This is a genomic window from Xanthomonas sp. 10-10, assembly GCF_040182365.1.
Classification (GTDB): Bacteria; Pseudomonadota; Gammaproteobacteria; order Xanthomonadales; family Xanthomonadaceae; genus Xanthomonas; species Xanthomonas arboricola_F.
On sequence record NZ_CP144460.1, the window covers coordinates 4,132,243 to 4,158,341 of the forward strand.

Annotated in this window: 22 protein-coding genes; 14 read left to right on the forward strand and 8 right to left on the reverse strand. The window is 66.1% G+C overall.

All coding sequences use genetic code 11. The features are described 5' to 3' along the window. The first annotated feature begins 82 nt into the window (after nucleotides 1–82). Together VZ068_RS17280 and VZ068_RS17285 are read left to right on the forward strand one after the other, a co-directional pair. Nucleotides 83–2,536 carry a TonB-dependent receptor gene (locus VZ068_RS17280; RefSeq protein ID WP_349655976.1) on the forward strand — a complete coding sequence of 818 codons (2,454 nt, stop codon included), beginning with the start codon at nucleotides 83–85 and terminating at the stop codon, nucleotides 2,534–2,536. Between the two features lie 35 nt (nucleotides 2,537–2,571). Continuing rightward, nucleotides 2,572–4,491: an alpha-amylase family protein gene (locus tag VZ068_RS17285; protein WP_349655977.1), complete on the forward strand. Its 1,920-nt coding sequence runs from the start codon at nucleotides 2,572–2,574 to the stop codon at nucleotides 4,489–4,491. A 581-nt stretch (nucleotides 4,492–5,072) separates the two neighbouring features. On the opposite strand, the gene VZ068_RS17290 is transcribed toward VZ068_RS17285, so the two are convergent. The 3 genes from VZ068_RS17290 to rsgA form a co-directional block, all read right to left on the reverse strand. Then, the gene (locus tag VZ068_RS17290) at nucleotides 5,073–5,753 is read right to left on the reverse strand and encodes a type 1 glutamine amidotransferase domain-containing protein (protein WP_259156436.1); all 681 of its coding nucleotides are present in this window, start codon (nucleotides 5,751–5,753) and stop codon (nucleotides 5,073–5,075) included. Nucleotides 5,754–5,912: 159 nt separating this feature from the next. Continuing rightward, on the reverse strand, nucleotides 5,913–7,175 hold the full coding sequence (locus VZ068_RS17295) for a flavohemoglobin expression-modulating QEGLA motif protein (RefSeq protein ID WP_349655978.1): 1,263 nt from the start codon (nucleotides 7,173–7,175) through the stop codon (nucleotides 5,913–5,915). Continuing rightward, nucleotides 7,175–8,266, reverse strand: a complete 1,092-nt coding sequence (gene rsgA / locus VZ068_RS17300; RefSeq protein WP_259162978.1) for a ribosome small subunit-dependent GTPase A — start codon at nucleotides 8,264–8,266, stop codon at nucleotides 7,175–7,177. The genes VZ068_RS17295 and rsgA overlap by 1 nt, the downstream gene beginning before the upstream one ends. A gap of 153 nt (nucleotides 8,267–8,419) precedes the next feature. Between rsgA and VZ068_RS17305 the strand changes: the two genes are divergently transcribed. Genes VZ068_RS17305 through VZ068_RS17315 form a run of 3 tightly spaced genes read left to right on the forward strand, consistent with a single transcriptional unit; the run spans nucleotide 8,420 to nucleotide 11,043 of the window. Then, nucleotides 8,420–9,691 (forward strand): pyridoxal phosphate-dependent aminotransferase, encoded by a 1,272-nt coding sequence (locus VZ068_RS17305; protein ID WP_349655979.1) that lies wholly within the window; start codon nucleotides 8,420–8,422, stop codon nucleotides 9,689–9,691. Beyond that, on the forward strand, nucleotides 9,691–10,314 hold the full coding sequence (locus VZ068_RS17310; RefSeq protein ID WP_259162982.1) for an SGNH/GDSL hydrolase family protein: 624 nt from the start codon (nucleotides 9,691–9,693) through the stop codon (nucleotides 10,312–10,314). Before VZ068_RS17305 ends, VZ068_RS17310 begins: the two co-directional genes overlap by 1 nt. Nucleotides 10,315–10,371: 57 nt before the next feature. Continuing rightward, entirely contained in the window at nucleotides 10,372–11,043 is a 672-nt protein-coding gene (locus VZ068_RS17315; RefSeq protein ID WP_259156974.1) for a class I SAM-dependent methyltransferase, read from the forward strand. Between the two features lie 511 nt (nucleotides 11,044–11,554). Here VZ068_RS17315 and VZ068_RS17320 read toward each other — a convergent pair. From VZ068_RS17320 to VZ068_RS17330, 3 genes are all read right to left on the reverse strand, one after another. Next, nucleotides 11,555–11,761, reverse strand: a complete 207-nt coding sequence (locus VZ068_RS17320) for a hypothetical protein (protein ID WP_349655980.1) — start codon at nucleotides 11,759–11,761, stop codon at nucleotides 11,555–11,557. Between the two features lie 2 nt (nucleotides 11,762–11,763). Beyond that, the gene (locus VZ068_RS17325) at nucleotides 11,764–13,881 is read right to left on the reverse strand and encodes a TonB-dependent siderophore receptor (RefSeq protein WP_349655981.1); all 2,118 of its coding nucleotides are present in this window, start codon (nucleotides 13,879–13,881) and stop codon (nucleotides 11,764–11,766) included. 483 nt (nucleotides 13,882–14,364) lie between these two features. Further along, nucleotides 14,365–15,162, reverse strand: coding sequence for a polysaccharide deacetylase family protein (locus VZ068_RS17330; protein WP_349655982.1), 798 nt, complete (start codon nucleotides 15,160–15,162; stop codon nucleotides 14,365–14,367). Nucleotides 15,163–15,207: 45 nt separating this feature from the next. Here VZ068_RS17330 and grxD point away from each other — a divergent pair, with 45 nt between their 5' ends. After that, nucleotides 15,208–16,134, forward strand: a complete 927-nt coding sequence (gene grxD, locus VZ068_RS17335; RefSeq protein ID WP_259156447.1) for a Grx4 family monothiol glutaredoxin — start codon at nucleotides 15,208–15,210, stop codon at nucleotides 16,132–16,134. A 97-nt stretch (nucleotides 16,135–16,231) separates the two neighbouring features. After that, a complete protein-coding gene (locus VZ068_RS17340) occupies nucleotides 16,232–17,101 on the forward strand; it encodes a hypothetical protein (protein ID WP_349655983.1) in 870 nt (289 codons plus the stop codon). Between the two features lie 94 nt (nucleotides 17,102–17,195). Here VZ068_RS17340 and VZ068_RS17345 read toward each other — a convergent pair whose 3' ends face one another. Further along, nucleotides 17,196–17,756 (reverse strand): DUF924 family protein, encoded by a 561-nt coding sequence (locus VZ068_RS17345; RefSeq protein WP_349655984.1) that lies wholly within the window; start codon nucleotides 17,754–17,756, stop codon nucleotides 17,196–17,198. A 140-nt stretch (nucleotides 17,757–17,896) separates the two neighbouring features. On the opposite strand from VZ068_RS17345, the gene VZ068_RS17350 reads away from it, so the two are divergent. From VZ068_RS17350 to VZ068_RS17380, 7 genes are all read left to right on the forward strand, one after another. Further along, entirely contained in the window at nucleotides 17,897–19,297 is a 1,401-nt protein-coding gene (locus tag VZ068_RS17350; RefSeq protein WP_259156450.1) for an amidohydrolase, read from the forward strand. Next, nucleotides 19,294–20,574: an amidohydrolase family protein gene (locus VZ068_RS17355; protein ID WP_349655985.1), complete on the forward strand. Its 1,281-nt coding sequence runs from the start codon at nucleotides 19,294–19,296 to the stop codon at nucleotides 20,572–20,574. Before VZ068_RS17350 ends, VZ068_RS17355 begins: the two co-directional genes overlap by 4 nt. Nucleotides 20,575–20,834: 260 nt before the next feature. After that, nucleotides 20,835–21,416 carry a hypothetical protein gene (locus tag VZ068_RS17360; RefSeq protein ID WP_259156452.1) on the forward strand — a complete coding sequence of 194 codons (582 nt, stop codon included), beginning with the start codon at nucleotides 20,835–20,837 and terminating at the stop codon, nucleotides 21,414–21,416. Then, nucleotides 21,413–21,832: a DUF2809 domain-containing protein gene (locus VZ068_RS17365; RefSeq protein WP_349655986.1), complete on the forward strand. Its 420-nt coding sequence runs from the start codon at nucleotides 21,413–21,415 to the stop codon at nucleotides 21,830–21,832. Before VZ068_RS17360 ends, VZ068_RS17365 begins: the two co-directional genes overlap by 4 nt. A gap of 21 nt (nucleotides 21,833–21,853) precedes the next feature. Continuing rightward, on the forward strand, nucleotides 21,854–22,609 hold the full coding sequence (locus VZ068_RS17370; protein WP_259156454.1) for a hypothetical protein: 756 nt from the start codon (nucleotides 21,854–21,856) through the stop codon (nucleotides 22,607–22,609). A 22-nt stretch (nucleotides 22,610–22,631) separates the two neighbouring features. Then, a complete protein-coding gene (locus VZ068_RS17375) occupies nucleotides 22,632–22,973 on the forward strand; it encodes a hypothetical protein (RefSeq protein ID WP_259164068.1) in 342 nt (113 codons plus the stop codon). Between the two features lie 211 nt (nucleotides 22,974–23,184). Further along, the gene (locus tag VZ068_RS17380) at nucleotides 23,185–24,786 is read left to right on the forward strand and encodes a rhamnogalacturonan lyase B N-terminal domain-containing protein (RefSeq protein ID WP_349655987.1); all 1,602 of its coding nucleotides are present in this window, start codon (nucleotides 23,185–23,187) and stop codon (nucleotides 24,784–24,786) included. A 186-nt stretch (nucleotides 24,787–24,972) separates the two neighbouring features. Here VZ068_RS17380 and VZ068_RS17385 read toward each other — a convergent pair whose 3' ends face one another. After that, on the reverse strand, nucleotides 24,973–25,719 hold the full coding sequence (locus VZ068_RS17385; RefSeq protein ID WP_349657746.1) for a cellulase: 747 nt from the start codon (nucleotides 25,717–25,719) through the stop codon (nucleotides 24,973–24,975). Between the last annotated feature and the right edge of the window lie 380 nt (nucleotides 25,720–26,099).

Genomic DNA, 26,099 nt, shown 5'->3' on the forward strand with positions numbered 1-26,099 from the left:
GCACTGCAGGCCAGATGGCCGGCCCCTGGGAGGGGACGATGCAGGCGTCGGCATACCACCACCTGTGAGAGAGAGAATCGCGATGTCCACCTTGCACACCCTGCGCCTGCATGCCCTGGCCTGTGCGGTCGTTTCCTGCCTGTGCGCGCCTGCCGCGCTGGCTCAGGACACCGCCGCCGCACCTGCCGCTCCGCCGGCCGCCGACAGCGCCGCGGTCAATCTGGATTCGGTGTTCGTCACCGGCACCTCCACCGCCACCACCAAGTTGAAGTCCAGCGTGTCGGTCAGCACCGTGGGCGCCGAGGCGATCGAGCAGTCGGCGCCGCGCAGCACTGCCGAGATCTTCCGCAACATCCCCGGCATCCGCTCCGAATCCAGCGGCGGCGAAGGCAACGCCAACATCGCCGTGCGCGGTCTGCCGGTGGCCTCCGGTGGCGCCAAGTTCCTGCAGCTGCAGGAAGACGGCCTGCCGGTGATGGAGTTCGGCGATATCGCCTTCGGTAACGCCGATATCTTCCTGCGCTCGGATTTCACAATGGATCGCATCGAAGCCATCCGCGGCGGCTCGGCCTCGACGTTCACCAGCAATGCGCCCGGCGGCATCATCAACTTCATCAGCAAGACCGGCGACACCGCAGGTGGCAGCGTCGGCGTCAGTCGCGGCCTGGACTACGACAACACCCGCATCGACTTCAATTACGGCGCGCCATTCGCCGAGCACTGGCAGTTCAATATCGGCGGCTTCTTCCGCCAGGGCGACGGCGTGCGCGATGCCGGCTACACCACCGACAAGGGCGGCCAGCTCAAGGCCAACCTCACCCGCCTGTTCGAGAACGGCTACGTGCGTGTGTACGGCAAATACCTCAACGACCGCGCCGCCGGCTATCTGCCGGTTCCCACCTCGGTGCGTGGCCGCGACGGCTCGCCGGACCTGGGCGGCTTCCCCGGTTTCGATCCGGGCAACGACACGTTGTACAGCCGCAATTTCCGCACCGATGCCGGCCTGGATGGCAACAACCGGCCGCGCCGCACCGACCTGGGCGACGGCATGCATCCGATCTCGCGCACCATCGGCGCCGAAGCCTGGTTCGACCTGGGCAGTGGCTGGAACCTGAGCGAGAAATTCCGCGTCGCCGACAACAGCGGCCGCTTCGTCAGCCCGTTCCCGGCCGAAGTCACCGATGCCGCCTCGCTGGCGTCGTCCATCGGCGGTGCCGGCGCGCAACTGGTGGAAGCCGGTGGCCCCAATGCCGGCCAGGCCTACACCGGTACCGCCATCCGCACGCATCTGTTCAATGTCGCCATCAACGATCTGGGCAACGTCACCAACGACCTCAGCCTCTCGCGCGAGTTCGATGGCGACGGCCGCACGCTGAATCTGCGCATGGGCTATTACAGCTCGCGCCAGACCATCGACATGGACTGGACCTGGAACTCCTACGTGCAGAGCCTGGGCCGCGACTTGCGCCTGCTCAACGTGGTCGACGCGGCCGGCGTGTCGCGCTCGCAGAACGGTTTGTATGCGTATGGCACGCCATTCTGGGGCGATTGCTGCATCACCCGCAGCTACGACGTGCGCTACGACGTCAACGCGCCGTACCTCGCCCTCACCTTCGACAGCGGCAAGTTCAGCATCGACGGCAGCCTGCGTTACGACATGGGCGATGCGCGTGGCAGCTATAGCGGCACCGCGATCGCGCAGAACCTGGACGTCAACGGCGACGGCGTGATCCAGCCGGTGGAACAACGCGTGGCCACGGTCGACACCGCCAACGCACGCCCGGTGAACTACGACTGGAACTACCTGTCGTATTCGTTGGGGACCAATTATCTGATCAACGATGACCTGGGCGCCTTCGCACGCATCAGCCGCGGCGCACGCGCCAATGCCGACCGCCTGCTGTTCGGCGTGGTGCGCGACGACGGCTCGGTCTCTTCCGACGAAGGCGTCAACGTGGTCCGCCAGGCCGAAGCCGGCCTGAAGTGGCGTCGCGACGGGCTGAGCCTGTTCGCCACCGCGTTCTCCGCACGCACCCAGGAGCAGAACTTCGAAGTCACCAGCCAGCGCTTCTTCAACCGCAGCTACGAAGCCCATGGCGTGGAGCTGGAAGCCAGCTACCGCTACCAGGGCTTTACCGTCAACGGTGGCCTGACCTGGACCGATGCGGAGATTTCCCGCGACCAGATCACCCCGGAAAACACCGGCAATGTGCCGCGTCGCCAGGCCGATGTCGTCTGGCAGCTCACCCCGAGCTATCGCGGCGACGGCTACCAGTTCGGCGTGAATCTGATCGGCACCACCGACGCCTATACGCAGGATTCCAACCAGCTGAAGATGCCCGGCTACACGCAGGTCAACCTGTTCGGCGACTACCGCGTGACCGATTCGCTTACCGTTGCGCTCAACGTCAACAACCTGTTCAACACGTTTGGTCTGACCGAAGCCGAAGAAGCCACGATTCCGGCCAACGGCATCATCCGCGCGCGCTCGATTGCCGGCCGCACCACCAGCCTCAGCTTGCGTTACGACTTCTAAGGACCCCGCGCCGGGCCCGGGCCCGGCGGCCTCCAATGAGCACCTCCCTCACCGATTCCACCGCTCTGCGCGCGGCCTTTGCCGCGTCGCTGGATGCACAGCGCGCCACCGCGTTGCTGACGCGTTTCGACCGACACGCACCGCGCCTGCTGCATGCGCTGCAGTCGCTGTATGGGCAACGTCCCGATTACGCGGCGTGGCTGACGCAGTGGCTGGCCGCCCTCGGCAGCAGCGCGCAACAACGTCCGCACGCATTGCAACAGCTCGATGCCACCCGCAAGCCCGGCTGGTTCGGCGCACAGCACATGCTGGGCTACAGCGCCTACGTGGACCGCTTTGCCGGCACCTTGCAGGGCGTGGCCGAACGCGTGCCGTATCTGCAGGAGCTGGGCGTGCGCTACCTGCACCTGCTGCCGTTCCTGCGCGCACGCGCCGGCGACAACGACGGCGGCTTCGCGGTCAGCGACTATGGCCAGGTCGAGCCCAGCCTGGGCAGCAACGACGACCTGGTCGCCCTGACCACGCGACTGCGCGCATCCGGCATCAGTCTGTGTGCGGACTTCGTGCTCAACCACACCGCAGACGATCACGCCTGGGCAAGGGCTGCACGCGCAGGCGATGCACGCTATCTGGATTACTACCACCACTTCGCCGACCGCAGCCTGCCCGATCAGTACGAAACAACGCTGGGGCAGGTGTTTCCGCATACCGCACCGGGCAATTTCACCTGGGTGGAAGAAGCCGCGCAATGGATGTGGACCACGTTCTATCCCTACCAATGGGATTTGAACTGGAGCAACCCGGCGGTGTTCGGCGAGATGGCGTTGGCGATGCTGCAGCTGGCCAACCTGGGGGTGGAAGCGTTCCGTCTGGATTCCACCGCCTATCTATGGAAGCGCACCGGCACCGACTGCATGAACCAGCCCGAAGCGCATACCTTGCTGGTCGCGCTGCGTGCGGTTGCCGACATCGTTGCGCCGTCGGTAGCGATGAAGGCCGAGGCCATCGTGCCGATGGCCGACCTGCCTCCCTACTTCGGCAGCGGCGCAGACCAGGGCCACGAATGCCATCTGGCGTATCACAGCACGCTGATGGCGGCCGGATGGTCGGCCCTGGCGCTGCAACGCGGCGACATCCTGCACAACGTCATCGCGCATAGCCCGCCACTGCCGGCCAACTGCGCGTGGCTGAGCTATGTGCGCTGCCACGACGACATCGGCTGGAATGTGTTGCAGCACGAAGCGGCAGGCAACGCCGTGCAGCCGCCCTTCTCGTTGCGCGACGTGGCGCGCTTCTACGCCAACGAATCGCCCGGCAGTTACGCACGCGGCGAGAGTTTCCAGAGCAGCGGCGACGGCGTGCACGGCACCAACGGCATGGCCGCCGCACTCGCCGGCATCCAGGCGGCGCAGGAGACCGGCGATGCAGCGGCGTTGCGCAGCGCAGTGGATCGATTGGTGCTGCTCTATGCCATCGCCCTGGCGATGCCGGGCGTGCCGCTGATCTACATGGGCGACGAACTCGCATTACCCAACGACCTCAGCTACCGGCTGGATATGGAGCGCCAGCACGAAGGCCGCTGGTTGCATCGCCCGGCGATGGACTGGCAATGCGCAGCGCAGCGCCACGACAGCAGCAGCGTGAGCGGACAGGTCTACCAACGTTTGCACGCATTGATCCAGCAACGCGCCGCATTACCGGCGCTTGCGTCGGATCAATCGTTGGGCAGTGTGGCGTTGGACACCCCGCAATTGTTTGCGCTGACGCGCGGCAGTCGCTTTATTGCCGTCCACAACTTCAGCGCACAAGCGCTCGATGTAGTACTTGCAGGCAGGCTGAGTGGGCGGTGGCAGGTATTGGCAGACCTGCCAGATGCGGTGACACAGCCGCTGGGCGATGACCTGCGCCTGGCGTTGCCGGGGTATGCGGTGCGCTGGCTGGAGCGTATCGACTGAGAGAGGTAGGTGCAGGGTGTCGGTCGATGACCTGCATCCCGCGCTGCCTGCAATGCAGGAGCTGATTGGAGCGTTTTGCCTGAGCGAAGCGGGTGCGGGATCTTGGTCGGTGCGTCGACTGCCCCTTAACCCCAACCCTTCTCCCGACGGGAGAGGAGGTGGCGGTAACGCGTTCGCGTTACTGCAGTGGCGCCAAGCGTGCTCGCTCTACGGCGCGAGAGTGGCTTGCGCGGGACTGGCTGGGCCGCCCACGATGCGCGCCCATGATGGGTAACCTGCCGATTCCGTATCGATCACTGGGCGGCCTTACTGAACCGATCACTTGGCAGCCATACTGACGCGATCAAGCTCGAAGCTGCAGCAGCCACACGCATCCGCGATGCACTGCTGCAAGTACGCCAACCACTAATCTCAGTGCTTCAACAACGTTTCAATCGCCAAGAGCGGCCAACAAGCCTATTGCGCAGCGGCCAAGTTCACGCGGGCAGTGCTCGGAATCGACATGTACCACTCGTATGTGCAAGCTCCTGCACGACGTCCACGCCTGACAACTGCCCGCCATCTTTCCTGGCCGCTCTCGCTCAGCCCTTCAACAGCGTGAGCAAGGTCTGCGCGGTCTTTTCCGATGAGGCCGGATTCTGGCCGGTCACCAAGGTGCCATCGGTAATCACATGCACCGCCCAATCGGCTTTCTTCTCGTACTTTCCACCGAGTTCGGTGAGCACGTCTTCGACCAGGAACGGCACGATCTTGGTCAGACCGACCGCCTCTTCTTCGCCATTGGTGAAGCCGGTCACGCGCCGGCCGTTGACCAGCGGCTTGCCATCGCTGCCCTTGACGTGACGCAGTGCGCCTGGCGCGTGGCAGACCAGGCCGTGTGGCTTGTCGGCTGCGGCAAAGGCTTCGATCAGCGCGATCGACTGCTTGTCTTCGGCCAGATCCCACAACGGGCCATGACCGCCCGGGTAGAACAGCGCATCGAAATCCTCGGCCTTGACATCGGCAAGACGGTGCGTGGTGGCCAGCACCTTCTGCGCATCGGCATCCTGCTTGAAGCGCTTGGTGGCTTCGGTCTGCGCATCGGGCTCGTCGCTCTTCGGGTCCAGCGGCGGCTGGCCGCCCTTGGGCGAGACCACGGTGATGTCGGCACCGGCGTCCTTGAAAACGTAGTACGGCGCGGCGAATTCTTCCAGCCAGAAGCCGGTCTTCTTGCCGGTATCGCCCAGCTGGTCGTGAGACGTGAGCACCATCAAGATTTTCATCGCATTGCCTCGTGTTGTAGCCCGGATCGGGCGAGGCGTGCAGTGTGCAGTCCGGCTCGTTGCAACCTCGTGTAGGCAGCACGGGTTTGCATGCGCAGGTTCACCGACGCGATCACCATGTGATCGCGCACATGCACGCATCGAACGCAGTGTGTCATCTCAGACATTCATTGCCGGCGGCTGCAACTGATCCATGCGGATGCGATTGGCGAACAACGAAAACGCCAGCATGCCGGCCAGCCCGCTGACCCGGCTCACCCACGGCGGCAGCCAGCGCGGTGCCACCAGCACGCCGCTATCGAACAAGGGCGCAAAGCGCGCCACGTCGCCAAGCGCCATCTTGCCGGCGAACAGATAGCGACACAGCTGCAGCTGGTCGCGCTGCAAGGCATGCCGGAAAAAGGTGTGCACGGCGACCAGGCCGCGCAGGTATACGGTGTCCTTGGTAAACGCACCGCCGCCTGCAGTGGGCACGCCGCGAAACACGCGTTGCGCCGACGAAAAACTCTCGGTTGCGCTCTGCCCGCTGACGGTGAAATAACGGAACACCTCGATGAAGTCGGCGCCCGCGCGCGCCATCGCAATCGCTTCGATGCGCAGGCTGATGCGCTTCATGCGTTCGATATCGATGCTGCCGGTGATCTGCTCGGCAAACGTCGCCAGGCCTTCCTGGGTGGCGGTGGTGCGCGGCGAGGAAATGCCCAGGCTGGGTAGATGCACCTGCGCGCGCCCGTTGAGCGCGGTGAGCGAATGCACCAGGGCTTCGTGATGGTACAGCTGCGCGCGGTCGTAATCGCTGAAGGTGGCACCGCTGCGCAAACGGATCCGGTGCGCGCCTGCCGCAGCCTTGGCGAGCAGATCCGGATCGAGCGTGACGGTGATGACGCGGCCTTCGAAAAACGCATCCAGATCGTTCTGCAATTGCATGCGTAATGCGGTTGCCGACACCGGCACCTGCTCTTCCGGCGCCAGCAGTTCGCGGTCCAGCTCCTGCGCGATCTGAATGAAATGCCGCGCCGCCTCGCGCGTGCTCGGGCCATTGCCCGGCATCGGATCGTCCGGCACACCGAACAGCTGCGCCGAGTAATCGCTCACTGCCGGGGTGCCCAGCGATTCCAGCAGGCCGGCAGCCAGGCCCCAGCTGTGCGTCGAGTCGATCAGGTAGGCGCCCAACGGGTGATGCGGATCGGCCTGCTTGGCGATCGCCGCCAGCTCGCGCCGGGTATCGCCGAAATCCAGCGCCGGGTACTCCACCTGCGGCAGCTCCGGCTGCCCGCGCGCCACGCTCTGCAGGAACGGCTCCTGCAACGCACGCGGCCAGCTCGCCAGGGCGAGCAGGCGCACACCGCGCACCGCCTTGACCAGGCGCGCATCCAGCGCCGCGTGATGGACGATGTCCGGCGGCCCCTTGCGCGCCGGCATCAGCGCCGTCCGGGACGATCGACGCTGGCCGGCCGCTTGCCCGAGCCCTTGCCGCGATTGTTCTGCGCAACCCGGGTGGCGAGTTTTTCGGCCGCGCTGGCCACTTCCACACGCAGCTTCATGTAGTTGGCAACGCGCTCCGGATCCAGCGTATCGGCCTCGATCGCCGCACGCACCGCACAACCGGGCTCGGCAATATGCGCGCAATCGTTGAAGCGGCACTGCGCCGCCAACGCCTCCACATCCGAGAAGCCGCCTTCGGCAAGATCTTCCTCGCCGGTCGGCTTGAGCTCGCGCATGCCGGGCGTATCGATCAGGCAGGCACCGGACGGCAACGGAATCAAGGCGCGATGGGTGGTGGTATGGCGGCCGCGCGAATCGTTTTCGCGCACCGCATTGGTCTTCATCTTCTGCGTGCCGAGCAAGGTGTTGGTCAGCGTCGACTTGCCCGCACCGGACGAGCCCACCAGCACTGCGGTGCGGCCATCGCCCAGCCACGGCCGCAGCGCCGCCACGCTTTCCGGATCCTTGGCATTGACCGCAAGCAGCGGGATGTTCTGCGCCTCCAGCTCCTCCAGCACCGCCAACGCATCCTCGGCGTATTCGGTCTGGTCGGCCTTGGTCAGCACCACCACCGGCTCGGCACCGCCGCCGCCGACCAGCAGCAGATAGCGCTCGATGCGGCGCGGATTGAAGTCCGCATCCAGCCCGCACACGATGAACACCGTATCGATATTGGCCGCGATCACTTGCTGGTGGTAATGCTCGCCGGCCGCCCCGCGCTTGATCGAGGTGCGCCGCGGCAGCAACGCCACGATGCGCTTGCCCTCCATCAGCACCCAATCGCCCACCGCCGCCCGCTCATGGCTCGGGAACCGCGGCCGCTGCCACTCCGGCAACGATTCGGCCTTGAGGCTGGCCTCCGGCGTATCGGCCACCACATAGCCGGTGCGATGCTGCTCCACCACCCGCGCCGGCAACGCCTGCGGATGCGCGGCAAACACCGCCTGCCAGGCCGCTTCTTCCGGCGGCCCGGGCCAGGGCCAGCCGATGGATTGGAGGGTGGGGTAGCTGGGGGATGTGTCGCTCATCGGGCGATTCTAGCTGGCTGGACGCAGTGGCTTGTGCAATCGGGCCTTGCGCGCGGGCTGAAGCGCCCCTTGACATCGTTGCCGATGCAAGCATGCCCGCCTGTCCTATTTCCGCTACCATGCCAAGCCTCACGCCTACAACCGGCCCGTCGCATGTCCACTGCCCCGCAAAAGCCGCTCGCCATCCGCGAGCGTCTGTCCGAAGTCCGCTACGAGATCCGGGGCGAGCTGGCGCGACGAGCGCGGGAGCTGGAGGCGCAGGGCCGCAAGCTGATCAAGCTCAATATCGGCAACCCGGGCGCCTTCGGGTTCCGTGCGCCGGAGCATCTGCAGCGCGCAATTGCCGACGACATGGGCCGTACCGATCCCTACACCCATCAGCAGGGCCTGCCGGAAGCGCGCGAGGCGATCGCCACCGCGTATGCGCGGCGCCAGCACCCCAATGCGCACCCGGAGCGTATCTTCGTCGGTAACGGCGTCAGCGAGCTGATCGACCTGTCGCTGCGCGCCCTGCTCAACCCCGGCGACGAAGTACTGGTGCCCTCGCCCGACTACCCGCTATGGTCGGCGGCCACCATCCTCAACGATGGCCGCCCGGTGTATTACCGCTGCGCGCCGGAAAACGGCTTCCAGCCGGATCCGGTGGAGATCGAGACGCTGGTGTCCTCGCGCACCCGCGCCATCGTGCTGATCAATCCCAACAACCCCAGCGGCGCCAGTTACTCGCGCGAGTTGCTGGAGCGCATCGTGGCGATTGCGACCAAGCACAACCTGTTGCTGATGGTCGATGAGATCTACGACCAGGTGCTGTACGAAGGCGCGGCCTTCGTGCCGGTGGCGCCGCTGGCCGGTGCGCATCCGTGCATCACCTTCAGCGGGCTGAGCAAGGTGCATCGCGCCTGTGGCTGGCGGGTGGGCTGGGCGCTGCTGTCGGGCGAGCAGTCGCGCATCAACGACCTGCGCAATGCTATGGATCTGCTCGGCGCGCTGCGCCTGTGCGCCAACGTGCCGGGCCAGTACGCCATCGATGCGGCAGTGAACGGCCCGGACACCATCTCGGCGCTGTGCGCGCCGGGTGGGCGTTTGTACGAAACCCGCCGTGCGGTGATCGAGGCCTGTGCGGCCAGTGAGCATCTGTCGCTGGTGGCGCCGGCCGGGGCGCTGTACGCATTCCCGGCGGTGGTCGGTGCGGCCGCGCGCAATTTCGACGATCATGAGTTTGCGCTGGACCTGATGAACGAGGAAGGCGTGCTGGTGGTGCCCGGCTCCAGCTTCAACGTGCCGTACCGCCATCACTTCCGCGTGACCCTGATGCCGGAAGCCAGCGTCATGCGCGATGTATTCGCGCGCATCGACCGCGCACTGGCCCGCCGTGCGGAGGCGGTGACCAAGGTGGTGCCACTCAAGTCGCGCAGCGTCGCTTGATGGCGGCGCCCGGCACGCCACTGCGCTATCTGGCGCTGGGCGACTCGTACACCATTGGCGAAGGCGTCGCCCCTGCGCAGCGCTGGCCGGTGCAATTGGTCGATGGCCTGCGTGCCCACGGGTGGAATGTGGCGCCTCCGCAGATCATCGCCACCACCGGCTGGACCACCGACGAACTGCAGGCCGGTCTCGATGCGGCCGCGCCGCAAGGGCCGTTCGAGCTGGTCAGCCTGCTGATCGGCGTCAACAACCAGTACCGCGGGCGCTCGCTGGACGAGTACCGCAGCCAGTTCGATGCGTTGTTGCAGCGTGCAATCGGGTTCGCCGGCGGGCTTGCGGCACGCGTGTTCGTGCTGTCGATTCCCGATTGGGGGTTGACCCCGTTTGCGCATGCGCAAGGCGGAGATGCGGCATTGATCGGTGCACAGATCGATGCCTTCAACAGCGTGGCCGCCGAACGCTGCGCCGCACGCGCGGTGCGCTTTGTCGACATCACCGCCACCAGCCGCGATGGCGGCGATGCTGCCGACATGCTGGTCGACGATGGCCTGCACCCCTCCGGCGCCATGTATGCACGCTGGACCGCATTGGCACTGCCAGCGGCGCGCGATGCTCTAAGCTAGCCGCGCAACACGCCTCATTGCCAAGGAACGACATTGCACAGCACCGCCACCCAACCCATGAGCCGCGCGCAGGCGCTGGCGATCGCGCGCGCGTTTCTGCCGCCGCATCCGCTGGGCAATCGCTACGACTATTATTACACCCAGGCCAAGCTGCGCACTGATCCCCTGTATCCGGGCGTGCTGGCCGAATTGCGCAGCACCACTGCGCCCGTGCTGGATCTGGGCTGCGGGCTGGGCCTGCTCGCGCATGCGTTGCGTGCCGATGGCCAGGCATTGGCGTATCACGGGGTGGATGTGGACGCGTCCAAGATCCGCCGCGCGCAACACATCGCGCAGCGCTCGGCATTGGGCAATACGCAGTTCGCCGTGGTCGATCTGAGCGTGGCATGGCCGCAACACCGCGGCAGCGTGACCATTCTGGACGTGCTGCAATATCTGCAGGAAGACATGCAGGCCAGCCTGCTGCGCAGCGTGGCGCAGATGCTGACGCCGGGCGCGAAGCTGGTGATCCGCAGCGCATTGGGCGATGCCAGCAGCCGTGGCCGCACCAGCCGGGTGACCGACGTGCTGGCGCATCTGAGCGGCTGGATGCAGCGTATGCCGCGCAGCTATCCCACCCGCGACAGCCTGCAGGCACAGCTGGATGCTGCCGGTCTGCGTGCAACATTTGCGCCGCTGTATGGCAACACGCCATTCAATAATTGGTTGATCGTGGCCGAGCCGCGCTGAGGCCGTGCACAACGTGCCTGGCTCGATTCAGAACGGCTGACAAGACCTAACGCGCGGTCGCCGGATGGATGTGGATAGCACGCAGAGACCGGGTTGGACGCGTAGCACGTGCCGCACCGAGCACGGGCCGCGCAGTCGTTTTGACAGCCGCTGTTGACGTGATGCGGATGATCCCGAGCTACGTTGTTCGAGAGCAGTATCCTCACCGCACCAGAGAATCCGCTGGTTGCCTTGTTGAAAAACCATGCACCCCGACCATCCCGAGAGGTCCTTGCCCGCCCACCGTCGCGGGACCTTACGCGGCATGGATGCCGCGTAAGAGCCTCCATGGACGGATTCACGGCGTGTCCCGCGATGGTGGGCGGGCAAGGACCATGCAGCCAAGCCGCAGAGCAGCCGTTCTACAACGAATCTACCCGCGCCGACCAGGCACTTCGGGACAACCAAGTCATCGAGTCGCTACGTCGTTTAGATGCAGGCAAAGGCTTGGTTAGCCAAGTGCGCGGTACCCTCACCGCTCACGGGACACGCCGTGAATCCGTGCGTGGAAGCTCGATGCGGCATCCATGCCGCAAGCGGTAAGCGCACCGCGCCAGAGAGTTTGCAGGCTGTTTTGTTGAAGGCCATGCACAACGACCATCTCGCCTGGTCCCTGCCCGCCAACCGTCGCGGGACCTTTGGCGGCGTCGATGCCGCCAAAGCCTGTCGTCTTGAGCAAGGTCAGAACTTCCAGGACAGCGTCAGCTCCACATCGCGCGGGTCGCCGTAGATCAACTGGCTTTGATACACGATGTTGGCGTAGTAGGTGCGGTCGAACAGGTTGCGCACGTTGAGCTGCGCCGACCAGGCCTGGTTGATGTCGTAGCGCGCCATCGCATTGGCCAGCACCACGCTGCCCTGGGTCAGCCGCTGCGTCGTGCCTTGCGGCCCCGCCATCAGCTCGTGGATGGCCGACTGCCAGCTCAGCCCACCGCCCACGCGCCATGGGCCGGTCTGCCAGCTGGTGAACAGGGTGGCCTCACGACGCGGACTGGTTGGATTCACATCGACACCGCTGGCATCGTTGGCATCGAACTGGGCAAAGCCGAACGCGACCCGCCATTGCTCGGACAGCTGCCCATCGAGCTGGAACTCCACGCCCTGACTGACCGTGCCCTTGGCGGCGAGATAAGCCTGGGTGGTGGTACCGGGCACCAGTTGCCCCGGCTCGTTGACCGCCAGGTTGTCCTGCTCAATGCGGAATAGCGCCAACGCGGCATTGAGCTGGCCGCCTAGATACTCGCCCTTGGCACCGACCTCGTAGCTATTGCCTTCAAGTGGGGCGAGATAGCGCCCATCGCGGTCGCGGTTGTTCTGTGGTTTGAAGATGCCGGTGTAGCTGGCGTACAGCGAATGGCGGTCGTCCACATCGAAGATCAGACCCGCGTACGGCGTCGTGCGGCCGCGGCGCTCGTACGAATTTGCAGGTACAAGCTGGTCGGTATTTTTCCAGTCGGTGACGCGTGCGCCGACGATGGCCTTCAAGGTCTCGCTCAGCTGGAAACGCCCGGCCGCATAGGCGGCCACCTGGCGCACATCGCGGTCTTCGCCCTTGGTGAGCGCGGTCCATTGCGGCTGCGTCATCGTGCCGGTCCAGGTGTAGACGCTCTCCGCAGTCAAGGGTTGCAGCGGTGCATTGGACCAGCTGCGCAGGTTGCGATCCATCCAGGTGGCGCCGGCCACGATCTCGTGCTCGCGGCCCCACAGCGTCAGCGGCAGGCTGAGATAGGCATCCAGACTGTTCTGTGCGCTGAGCGTGGGATAGCGCCCTCCAAAGGTGCTGGCAAGGCCCAGGCCGGTGTCCCTGTCCGGGTAATCGAGATAGCCGAACAGTACCGACTTCCAGTCGGTTTCGAACCGTTGATGCGAATACTCCACATGCAGCTGCGCACCGCTGTCGAAACGATGGGTCAGGCCGGCGAATGCGTTGGTGGTATCGGCCACGCCGCGCGCCCAGCGTGGAGTGAACGAATCCGAGCGCGCAAAGTCGGTGCGGCTGCCGTCGCTGAAGTAAGCCGGCACCCCACCCCAGGTGGTGCCGCGACCATCGTTGCGCTGTTTGTTGACGCCGATATAGCCACTGGTGGCATCGCTGAGATCCGCATCGACGATGCCGTAGAACAGTGACGACCGCTTGCTGTAGTAATCGCGAAACGAGCGTTTGTCCTCGTAGCTGGTCACCACGCGGCCGCGCACGGTGCCGGCGGCGTTCAACGGCGATTGCGCATCGACCGTGCCGCGATAGCGGTCCCATCGGCCGGCCGATAGATCGATGCGACCGGTGGGCACCTCGCTGTCGGCATGCTTGCGCAACAGATCGATGGATGCGGCCGGGCTGCCCGCGCCGGAGGTCAGGCCATTGGCGCCGCGGACGATCTCCACCCGGTCGTAGATGGCCATGTTCTGCTGTACATCGCCACTGTAGTCGGTGGGAATGCCATCGATGCGGTAGTAGTCCACCTCGAAGCCGCGCGCGGTGATGTAGGTGCGCTCGGTGTCCCAGGTGGGCGAATTGAAGCCGGCCACGGTATCGGTGACGTCCTGCAGCGATTGCAGGTTGCGGTCGACGATCTGCTGGCGCGTCACCACCACCACCGACTGCGGCGTGTCGCGCAGCGACAACTCCAGCTTGGTCGAACTGCGCGCGACATCGGCGGTGTAGGAATCGTTGCCTTCGGTGGCGGCGCCGCGATGCGCAGTGATCTGCAGGCGATCCAGATCGACCGGATCGCGGGCGTTTGCCTGCGCGGCGGCCAGCGCGGGGCACGCGCAGGCCAGCGCAAGCAAGGACCGCGTCATCCCGGCACGCGGGACACTCAGATCTACACGCACGGCGGCGCGCACGGAAGCGGGGCGATAGAACATGCTGTCAGCCTCATGATCGGAAACTGCCGTCGATGACGGCGACTGAGGCTGGCACGGCCACACCGTGCACGATGCGACCCAAGAGCTGGCTGGGGCGCGCATGGTCGATCCGGGCCGGAGCGCTGTCAATAGAGGCGCACGTTGGATGCGCTGCAATCCACGGCAAGGAGGCTGCTCCGGTACACGACGTACCGGGCGGGCGCCCGGCAACACGCACGTCGGCTTGCGGCACGGAATCCGCGCGTCACGCCGTCAATGACGGCCCCGGACAGCCCATCGGCGCGTATGGGAATTGGTGGACGCCATGTATGGCCGACCGCGTTTGGCTGCAGCAAGGCGCACGTGCGTCGATGCCGCGGGCCATTGCACCGCCCGCATCCCGATTGCAGGCCTACGGCAACGCGACATCCGCGCGTGTTACTTCGCTCCGGGCACGATCCCCACCAGCCCGCGCACCCGCATCGCCTCCAGCACGCCACGCAGGATGGCCAGGTTGTGGCCATGCGCAGCACCTTCGTGCAGCAGCACGATGGCGCCGGGGCGCAGGTCGCGCACGATGCGCGCGATGGTGGCGTCCGGCTCGCAGTGCACGCCGTCGAAGCCGCGTGCGCTCCAGGCCACGCGGGTCAGCCCGTGCGCGCGCAGTGGCGAGGCGACGAAGGGGTTGGTCATGCCCACCACCGAGCGATACAGCCGCGGGGCCTGCCCGGTGATGCTGGCCAGGGTGCGCTGCGCCAGGCCGATTTCCTGCGCCATGCGGCGCGGCCCCAATGCCCAGAACCATGCCTGCGGATGGGTATGGCTGTGGTTGCCGATGCCGTGCCCGCGGCGCACGATCTCGCGCACCAGTTCAGGCCGCTGCTCGGCCCGCGCGCCAACCACGAAGAAGGTGGCCTTGGCGTCGTAGGCATCGAGCAGTTCGAGAATGGCCGGGGTGTCGTCGGACGGGCCGTCGTCGATGGTCAGCCAGACCTGCGGCGCGGCGCCGGGCAGCTGCGCCAGCACCGGCCCGTACAAACGTGCGCGCGGCAGGAACACCGGCACCACGAACACCGCATGCGACACCAGCAGCGCCGGCAGGCCCCAGGCCCAGCCCAGATGCCACCACAGCACCGCCACCGCGACCTGCGAGAGGACGAACAAGCCCACCCAGCGGTAGGGGTGGGAAGGGATGCGATACAGCGTTTCCGGCGTGGTCATGCCGCATGATGCCATGCGGCGTAGAATGCCCGGTCTCCACGCTCTCACCGAAGTGCTGCCATGTCCCTCGATCCCGCCCTGCGTTCCCGTATCGATACGCTGCTGCAATCCAGCCGCGTGGTGCTCTTCATGAAAGGCCAGCCCGGCATGCCGCAGTGCGGCTTTTCGGCCAAGGCGGTCGGCGTGCTGGACGGGCTGGGCATCGACTATGCCCACGTCAACGTGCTGGCCGACCAGGAGATCCGCGAGGGCATCAAGGCCTACGGCGACTGGCCGACCATTCCGCAGCTGTATGTGGATGGCGAGCTGATCGGCGGCAGCGACATCATCCTGCAGATGGCCGACAGCGGCGAGCTGAGCAGCATGCTCGGCCTGCAGGCGCCGGATCGCAGCCCGCCCAAGATCACCATCACCCCGGCCGCGGTGGAGATGCTCAAGGGCGCGCTGGCCGATGCGCCGGATGCGTCGCTGACGCTGGCCATCGATGCGAACTTCCAGCCGAACTTCCAGCTGGCGCCGACCAACCCCAACGCCATCGCCGCCGAATCCAACGGCCTGCGCGTGCAGTTCGACCTGGCCAGCGCGCGCCGCGCCGACGGCATCACCATCGACTGGGTGGACGACATCCGCGGCCGCGGCCTGGCCATCGACAACCCCAACGCGCCCAAGCCGGTGCAGGAGCTGTCGGTGCGCGACGCCGACGACCGCCTCAAGGCGGGCACGCTGACCCTGGTGGACGTGCGCCCGGCAGACGAACGTGCGCTGGCCACGGTCAACGCACCGTTCCGCACCCTGGATGCGCACGAGCGCACCGCCATCGAACAGCTGCCCAAGGACACCCCGCTGGCGTTCCTGTGCCACCGCGGCGGCCGTAGCCTGCAGGCGGCCGAACATTTCCGCGGGCTGGGCTTCAGCAACGTCTACAACGTCACCGGCGGTATCGACGCCTGGTCGGACGAGGTGGACAACGGCGTGGCGAAATACTGAGCGCGGCGACCGACGCCACGCACCGCTGCATACCGAAACGGGCGCTCCATGGAGCGCCCGTTTTTTCATGGATCGACACCCGCAAGGACTTCGCCACATGCACACCCGTCTGATCGCGCTCGCCCTGGCCGCCCTGTTGCCACTGGCCGCACATGCCGCCGACCCCACCCGCGCCGTGCTGCTGGTGCCGACCTACGACAGCCAGCCGTCCGACGACCCGTTGGAATACATCCCGGTGTGGTTGGGCAAGGGCGTGGCGAAAGACTCCACCCTGCCCAAGTCGTTGGTGAACCAACCGCTGCAGGCCTTCGATAACGGCGTTTCCACCGCCAACGTGCGGCTTGCCGCGCTGAGCGTGGACGACAACAGCATGTGCGGCGGCACTTCGAAATTGCGCTTGAAGGGCAATCCCACCCTGACGCACTCGCCGCTGTTGTCGACGGTGGATCTGAATCCGGGCAAGCGTTTCGTCGGCCGCGCCGCCACCGCTGCCGAACAGGCACAGTTGCTGCGTCAGGTGGGCGACACCACGCAGCTGCGCAAGACCGTCAAGCCGGCGGCGCTGGCCCAAGCGCTGGCGGCTTTCGAGGCGGACCGCGCGCAGGACGCAGCGTCGCTGCAGATCGTGACCGATACACAGCAGCCGCAGCGGCGCGTGGCGGTGCTCACCGCAAACCACCCGACCAAGACCGGCAATCCGGACAACCCGACCGGCGTACTCGTGGTGCTAGCGATCTTCGAGCACGACGGCAGCCGTTGGCAGTTCCGCCGGGGCAGCGCGGCCAGCGGCTGCGATGATTGCGAAGACCTGCCGCTGCGGACGCACCTGCTGCAGTTCGGCGATATCGACGGCAATGGCACGCTGGACTTCGTGCTGTCGGAAAGCGGCTACGAAAGCTACGGGTTCTATCTGCTGCTCGGCGAAGGCGCCGGCTGGCGCTCGGAAGGATTGCAGGGCGGCTGCTGATCGCCCTTGTTGCGCGCGCACGATGCCGGTTGCGCCATTGCGCACCGGCGCCGATCCCATCAAGCCGCGTGGCGCACGCACGCCACGCCGGCGCTCAACCGGCAAATCCACCCTCGTCGAGAAACTGCTGTTCCTCCGCGGTGGTCTCGCGTCCCAGCACTGCATTGCGATGCGGAAAGCGCCCGAAGCGCTGGATGATCTGCTGATGCTCCTGCGCCCAACGCGTCGTCTGGGCATCGTCCAGGGCCGCGATCAGCTGCATGGCGCGCGCCTGCTCCTGTAGATCTTCTGCGTGCTCGAACGGCAGATAGAAAAACAGCCGCAGTTGCGCAGACACCTGTTGGTCGAACCCATGGTCGAGCGCCTGCTTGGCATAACGCAACGCCAGCCCGTCGGTCGCATAGGCATGCGCACTGCCCCGGAACGCGTTGCGCGGAAACTGATCCAGCAGGATCAGCAGCGCCAGCGCATCTTCGGCACGCGCCATCCAATGCGCATAGTCGCCCCGCGCGGCAGCAAAATGCTGCTCGCTGAAGTGCTGGCGAAAATTGGCATCGAACGCATCGTTATGCGTGAACCAGCGTGCCGAGCCGGCCAGCTCCCAGAAGGCCAGCACCACATCGGCCTGTTTGTTGCGCTCTGTTTTGGCAATCATCGACGCTCCCCCTGAGGAATACGGCACAGCATGCACGCTTGCATGTGATGAAGCAGCCGCAACCGCACCTTCAGCACTTGGCAAGCACGGCGCTGGCGGCTAGGTTTGCGGCCTACGTTTTCGTTTCACCGGGGAAATCCATGCGTTCCATCCTGTTCGCCGCCCTTGGCGCGGCGCTGCTGTGCGGGCCTGCGTCTGCAGCATCGCGGTTTGTGCAAGACCCCTATCCCAGCACCTACCGCGCGCTTGCGTCCGGTCCGGTGCTGATCCAGCACGCCACGGTGCTGACCGGCACCGGCGAGCGGCTGGACGATGCCGATGTGCTGCTGCGCGACGGCAAGGTGGCCGCGGTGGGCCGCGCATTGCAGGCGCCCGCCGACGCGCGCCGCATCGATGGCACCGGCAAGTGGGTCACCCCCGGCATCATCGACGTGCATTCGCATCTGGGCGTCTACCCCAGCCCCGGCGTCAGCGCACACAGCGACGGCAACGAGATGACCGCACCGGTCACACCCAACGTCTGGGCCGAGCATTCGATCTGGCCGCAGGACCCGGGCTTCGGCACCGCGCTGGCCGGCGGCATCACCTCGCTGCAGATCCTGCCGGGCTCGGCCAACCTGATCGGCGGGCGCGGCGTCACGCTCAAGAACGTGGCCTCGACCACTTACCAGGGCATGAAGTTTCCCGGCGCGCCGTGGGGCCTGAAGATGGCCTGCGGCGAAAACCCCAAGCGCGTGTACGGCGAAAAGGGCGGCCCCGCCACCCGCATGGGCAACGTGGCCGGCTACCGCGCCGCCTTCATCGATGCGGCCGAATATCTGCAGAAGAACGCACCGAAGAAGAAGACCGAGAAGAAGCGGCATTGGTGGAGCCGCGGCGGCGACAACGACAGCAGCGGGGATGCCGGCGGCAAGCGCGATCTCAAACTCGACACGCTGGCCGGCGCCATCAATGGCGATATCCGCGTGCACATCCATTGCTACCGCGCCGACGAGATGGCGACCATGCTCGACCTGTCCAAGGAATTCGGTTTCCACATTGCCGCCTTCCATCACGGCGTGGAGGCCTACAAGCTGGCCGACCGACTGGCGCAGGAAAACGTCTGCGGCGCGCTGTGGGCCGATTGGTGGGGCTTCAAGATGGAAGCCTTCGACGGCATCCAGGAAAACATCGCCATGGTCGACCGGCCGGCCAACAGTTGCGCCATCGTGCATTCGGATTCGGAAGAAGGCATTCAGCGCTTGAACCAGGAGGCCGCAAAGGTGATCGCCAACGCACGCCGCAGCGGCACCGAGATCGCGCCCGAACGCGCGATCCGCTGGCTCACCAGCAACGCCGCCAAGGCGCTGGGTATCGAGAAACAGACCGGTGCGCTGGAGCCGGGCAAGATGGGGGATGTGGTGGTGTGGAACGGCAATCCTTTCAGCTCCTACGCGCTGGCCGAACAGGTCTACATCGACGGTGCGCAGGTCTACGACCGGCATGACCGCGCACTGCAGCCGGTGTCGGACTTCATGCTGGGCCAGGAGGTGGCACGATGAGCCGCGCCGCGTTCGCACGCTCGCGCCTGCGCGCGCTGGCCGCGCTGGTGATGGCCGCACTGGCCGTGCCTGCAGTCGCACAGCAGGTGCTGATCCGCGATGCCACCGTGCACACCGCCACCGCGCAGGGCACGCTGCAGCACACCGACGTGCTGGTGCAAAACGGCGTGATCCGCGCGATCGGCAGCAACCTCGCCGCGCCAGCCGATGCTCGCGTGGTCGATGCCAAGGGACGCCCGCTGACGCCGGCCTTGTTCGGCGGCATCACCGAGATCGGTATCGAAGAGGTCTCCGGCGAAGACAGCACCGTGGACAGCGGCATCAAGCTGGCCGAGCAGCCGATGCGCCCCGAGTTCGACGTCACCCTGGCCTACAACCCCGACTCGGTGCTGGTGCCGGTGGCGCGTGTGGAAGGCATCGGCTTCACCGCGCTCGGCGCCACCACCAGCGGCGCCTTCATCGCCGGCCAGGGCGGCATCGTGCGGCTGGACGGCAGCCCGGACCCGGTCGGCCCGCATGCCTTGTTCATCCGCATCGGCGCGGCGGCGTCCGATCTCACCGGAAGCTCGCGAGCGGCGCAATGGATGCTGCTCGATCAGCTGGTGGCCGAAGCGCGCGGCCGCGTCCCGGCCGATTCGCCGCATTCCTTGCTGACCCCGATGGGCCGCCGCGTGCTGGCCAGCTATCTGGCCGGGCAAGGTCGCATCGTGGTGCAGGTGGAACGCGCGGCCGACATCCGCCAGTTGTTGCGCTGGGCACAGCGCGAGAAGGTGCGCATCGCCATCGCCGGTGGCGCCGAAGCCTGGAAGCTGGCGCCGCAACTGGCGCAGGCCAGGGTGCCGGTGCTGGTCAATGCATTGGCCGATCTGCCGGCCACCTTCGATCAGATCGGCGCCACGCTGGAAAATGCCGCGCGCCTGCGCGCGGCCGGCGTGGAGGTCAGCTTCAGCCAGAGCGGCGATGCCTCGCACAACGCACGCAAGCTGCGCCAGCTGGCCGGCAATGCGGTGGCCAACGGCCTGCCGTGGGAATCCGGTCTGGCCGGTCTGACCCGCGTGCCTGCAGAGATCTTCGGCGTGGCCGATCGTATCGGCAGCATCGCGGTGGGCAAGCAGGCCGACCTGGTGCTGTGGGAAGGCGACCCGCTGGATGTTGCGCACTACGCCGAACAGCTCTGGTTGGGCGGGCGCGAGATGCCGATGCGTTCGCGCCAGACCGAACTGCGCGACCGCTACCTGCAGCAGGCTGGGCCGCTACCGCGTGCGTATCTGAAATAGGCCTCGCCAACGACACCACGTCTGGGCTGCGCCAGACAGGCGCAGCCGGCGCTCTGAATCGACATGTACGCCTCGTACACTGCGCCTGGTTCACGCCGGCCGCTGCGCTGTGGACCGCTTGTTCCATTCAGCTGCTGCAAGTGCTGCCTGCGTCGATGCACGTGTATCGCAATGGTTTTGCCGACGCAGGCACGCGCGTGCATCGGCCTGCGTCTCCACCATCGCCGGCAGCCTGCCGGCATCACTCGCAAGGACTGCCGATGCGCCTGCTACCCCGCCTGGGATCATCCATCATCGCTGCCTCCCTCGGGTTGCTGCCGCTGTCGGGCATGGCGCAATCGGGGTGGATCAATGCCCAGGGCGAGTCGGTTGCAGAATCGCCCAGCCGCAAGACCGTGCAGGACATGGGCGCCGGCCTGTTGCTGACACCGGATGCGGACTGGCAACAGAAGTGGAACACGCCCAGCGACACCGCCCCGCACTTCAACGAGGTCGACCATGTCGCGACCGGCGATACGATGTTCGTGCTGATCTTTCTGTCCAATCCGGGGCTGGATGCGCAACGCCGCGCCGATGTGGTGTGCAGCATCCGCGTCATCGACCCCACCGGGCATGCCGAGCAGAACACTGTCGATGCGCCGTGCCTGCAGACGGGCATCGAAGGCGACCCGCGCCATGTGTATCTGGCGCAGGTCAGCCTGGCCGTGCGTGCGGAGGCGAGCGACCCGCCCGGCCGCTGGCAGGTGCAGGTCACCGTCAACGACCGGCAGCGCGGCATCCGCATTCCACTTGCCAGCACCTTCACCATGGGCCGCCAGCGGCAGCCCGCAAAGACGCCATGAGCACGCTGTCGTTGCGCGCGCGGGCGGTCTACCTGTTGGTGGCGGTGGCGCTGTTGCTGATCGAAGTGGCGATCGCTGCCGGTTGGATCGGCGGTGCGTGGGTGCGCGGCAGCCTGGGCGATGTGCTCGCCGTGGCGCTGGTCTATTGCGGCCTGCGCGGCGTGTTTGGCTGCCCGCCGGGATGGGCCTGCACCCTGGCAATCGGCATCGGCTGCGCGATCGAAGGCTTGCAGGCCATCCATCTGGCCGACCGGCTTGGTCTGCGCCCCGGCAGTGCGGCCTATATCGCGCTCGGCAACACCGCAACGCTGCACGATGTGCTGATGTATGCCATCGGCGGCGCTATGGCGGTCGGCTGCGATGCGCTGTTGCGACCGCCACCGCATGCGGCACCTGCAGCCCCGCTGGTCGATTGATCCTGTTTTTCCTGGAACGCCATGCCCACCCTTCCGTCTTCCGCCATCGTCCGCTGCGCCGCCATTGCCACCGTGCTTGCACTGGGCGCCTGTGAGCGCGACACCGCATCCACCCCGTCATCGAGTGCGGGAGCGATCGCTGCCGCTGCAACCACGCCTGCCCGCACCGCAGTGACCTTGCACTGCCCGGATCTGGACGATGCCACGCGCGAGGCCGCCGCCCTTGCCGCAGGCGCGGGCGATCGCGTGCGGCGCGTGGGCGCGCATCGGCTGGAAGTGGCAACCGATGCAGGCACGCAGGTATTCGACGACAGCCCGCCCTACGATGCGCCGCTGGACGGCGCCGAGTACCGCTATTGCGATCGCCGCGATGCGTACGTGTTGCTGCATCACCGCGATGGCGACACGTTTTCCGGCGTGCTGATCGACACCCGCAGCGGTACGCAGCTCCCCGGCGGTACCCAGGTGGTGATCGCGCCGGATCGCAGCCGCTATCTGGCCGTTGCGCAACGCGACGGCATGGACGGCGAGCAGTGGCGCGTTGTGGATTTCAACAAGCGCGTGCTGATCTCCACCACCAGCATGCTGCTCAGCCGGGATGGCACGACCGGCATCGCCGAACTGAGCGCACCGCAGTGGTTCGGTACGCAGCTGCAGGCGACCGCCACCTGCCTGAGCGACGACACCCAGCACTGGCAAGTCCGTCTGGCCAACGCGCAAGGCGCCTGGAACTGGCAGCCGCGCCGCACGTGCGATGCCAGCGATGCAGACCGATGACATGATGTTTGCAGGCGGCGGATTGCGCTCGATCCAACGCGCGGTGCTGCGCCAGGCGCCGGCCAACCTGCAGCGCGGAATCGAGGCCGTGGGCGGGCGCCTGATCCTCACTGCCGACGCGCTGCTGTTCCAGCCGCACGCGTTCAATGTGCAAACGCGTTCGCTCGCCGTGCCGCTGAGCGCAATCGTGGCGCTGCAACCGCGCTGGACACGGTTGTTCGGGCTGCTGCCGGTAGCGCCGACATCGCTCGCCGTGCGGTTGGACAACGGCGATGAGCACCGCTTTGTGATCGGCAAACGCCACCAATGGATTGCCGCCATTGCCGGCGCCCGTGACGCACTGAGCCAGGTCGAGCAGCCTTAGAACACCTGCGACCAATCGCAGCCATCGCAGTCACGCATCAACGCGTTCCACCCCAGGTCGCAGTGCAAGCGTGACCCGCACTTAGGTTCATTGCTGAAGTTTGAACCGGGTGCACGCTCTGCATCCTGAGCACTCGCAGCACAGCTCGCGCCCGCCTAGCATCGCGCAGCGGCATCGTGGCCACATCCTTGCTTCGACTGAGGAACTGAACATGCTCCACTCCAGCTTGCGCATGCTGGCATGCGCGCTGTGTCTGTACGGCGGCGTCAGCGCACCGGCCCTGGCCACCTTCGGATTCACCCGCAGTGGCGACCGCGTGGTGGTGGACACCGGCGCCGAGCTGGTGTTTTCGGTCAATGCCAACAACGGCGACATCGTGTCGATGCGCTACCGCGACAACGAGCTGCAGACCACCGAATCGAAGGGCTCGCATATCGCCTCGGGCCTGGGCAGCGCCAGCGTGGACGCGCGCGTGGTCGGCGGGGCGATCGTGGTGTCGGCCAAGGCCGGCGATCTGACCCAGTACTACATCGCACGCAAGGGCCGTAATGCGATCTATATGGCCACCTATGCACCGACCCTGCTACCGGTGGGCGAGCTGCGCTTCATCGCGCGCCTGAACGTCGCCAAGTTGCCTAGCGCGCAACAGGAACCCGACTCCAATGTCGGCAGCGTGATCGAAGGCGAAGACGTCTTCCTGCTGCCGGACGGGCGCACCAGCTCCAAGTTCTATTCGGCGCGCCGCATGATCGACGACCAGGTGCATGGGGTCAGCGGTTCGGGGGTTGCGGTGTTCATGCTGATGGGCAACCGCGAGCGCAGTTCCGGCGGGCCGTTCTTCAAGGATATCGCCACGCAAAAGACCCGCGTGACGCATGAGCTCTACAACTACATGTATTCCGACCACACCCAGACCGAAGCGTTTCGCGGCGGCCTGCATGGCGTCTACGGTCTGTTGTTTACCGATGGCGGCGCACCGAACACTGCGCAGCTGAGCACCGACTTCGTCGATGCCACGCTGGGGGTGAGCGGCTATCTGGCCGGCAGCGGGCGCGGTGCGGTGAGCGGTCGGGTCGGCGGCGTGCTGTCCGGGCAACCGGCCGTGATCGGCTTGCGCAACGACCAGGCACAGTACTGGGCCACCGCCAACGGCAGCGGCGATTACCAGGTTGCCGGCGTGCGCCCGGGCCGCTACCGCATGACCCTGTACCAGAACGAGCTGGAAGTGGCGCAACGCGAGGTGGAAGTCTTCGCCAATGCCACCGCGCAGGTGGCCTTGCAGGCCGTGGCCTTGCCGGGCACGGTGAAATGGCAGATCGGTGTGCCCGACGGCACGCCGGCCGGATTTCGCCATGCCGACCTGCTGCCGCGTGCGCATCCGTCCGACACGCGCATGCGCTGGGCGCCGGTCACCTACAGTGTAGGATCGAGCAGCGTGGGGAGTTTTCCCGCCGTGCAGTGGCGCAGCATCAACACCCCGACCCGCATCGACTTCACCCTGGCATCCAATGACGTCCGTAGCTATCGCCTGCGGATCTTCGTGCCGCTGGCGCAGGTTGGCGCGCGCCCGCAGGTTGCCGTCAACGCACGCTGGAATGGACCGCTTCCTGCCGCCCCCAACCAGCCCAAGACGCGTGGCATCACCCGTGGCACCACGCGCGGCAACAACACGCTGTATGAGGTGGACATCCCCGCCGCGGCGCTGCAGGCCGGCAGCAACCGCATCGAGATCGGGCTTGCATCCGGATCGCCGGACAACGGCTACCTCAGCCCGGCGGTCGTGTTCGACAGCATCCAGTTGGTGGCGCTGTAGATCGTCGCGCGTGCCGGCAACGCCTGCATGGCCACCGCTGCACGAACGCAGCTGCAGTGGTGGCCATGGTTCGAGTTGACGCGGCCATCGTGTGATGCTGGTGCATCACGCATTGCGCGCAGGCGCCATGCCTTACAACGCTGCATGCAGCAATCGCGTCACCGCAGCACAGGCGAGTTGCCGCGCTTATTTCGCCGCGATCGAACCGGCCAGCGATACCGACCCCATCCCGCCGGTGACCTCGAAACCGCCTTCCACCACCTGCAGATACAGATCGCTGCTGTAGCGACCATCGCCACCGCGTAGCGCCTGCAATCTTGTCAAAAATGCCTTGACGTCGACATTGAGGTTGCCCTTGGCCGGAAGCGCATTGCTGTTACCGGCGCTGCCATGCGGAATGAAGGTATAGACGTAGTAGCCTGCGGCCGAATTATTGCCTTCCCACAGATCGTAGGTCACACCGCCGGAGCTGAATGCATTGGACGCAGTCAACGTGCCCAGCGGGTAGGAATTGTTGGCACCCCAGATCATCACTTCCAGCTGCGGATTGCCCTTGCTGGTGTCCTTGCGGAAAAACAGATCGTAGGCAAAGTCGCCGGTCTGTCCGCTGCCCTTGGTGGTAAAGGCCAGCGTGCCGCTCAGGCTGCCTACCTTCGAGACCTGATGCGGGAAATAGCTGTCGGTGGCCGGGTTCATCGTGTAATGCCAACCGCGACAGATCGCCGGATATCCGTACAACTGCCCGCTAGGCAAGTTATAGGTGACGGTCAGGCTGGGTGTGCTGCCGGAGCCGAACGTCGCCTTGATGTTGTTGGTGTTGTCGTTGAAATTATTGTTGTAAGCGTATTGCGTGCCATAGACCTTGGTCTCGCCGGTCGCGGCGCTGGCGCTGGAGGCGACCAGTACCAGGGCCAGTGCAGCGGCGCGCGGCAAAACGCCGCAACGCAAGGACAGACGGAAACGAGCGTGTACGTGCATGAGGTGAACTCCGATGATGGATGGATGGATGGCCACGCTCGCCATCTGGCAACACGCAAGCGGGTGGGCGGTGACCGTGGACACATCCGGCGCAATGACGCCTTCGCGCCACGCCGAATGCCCGCGCACTGACGGGGCGCGAACATGGCCATCCCTGCAGACCGATCACCGTGGCCTCGTCCGATGCGCGACGCATGCGTTTGCATGCGCCGCCCAAACGACCACATCGTTGTTCGATACGGCATCTTTCAGCGGCAGCCGCCATCGGGTCGCAGTGCGCAGACCACAGTGCAGACCATTGCCCGCACGCGCCTGCATGGACCGACCGCTGCGCT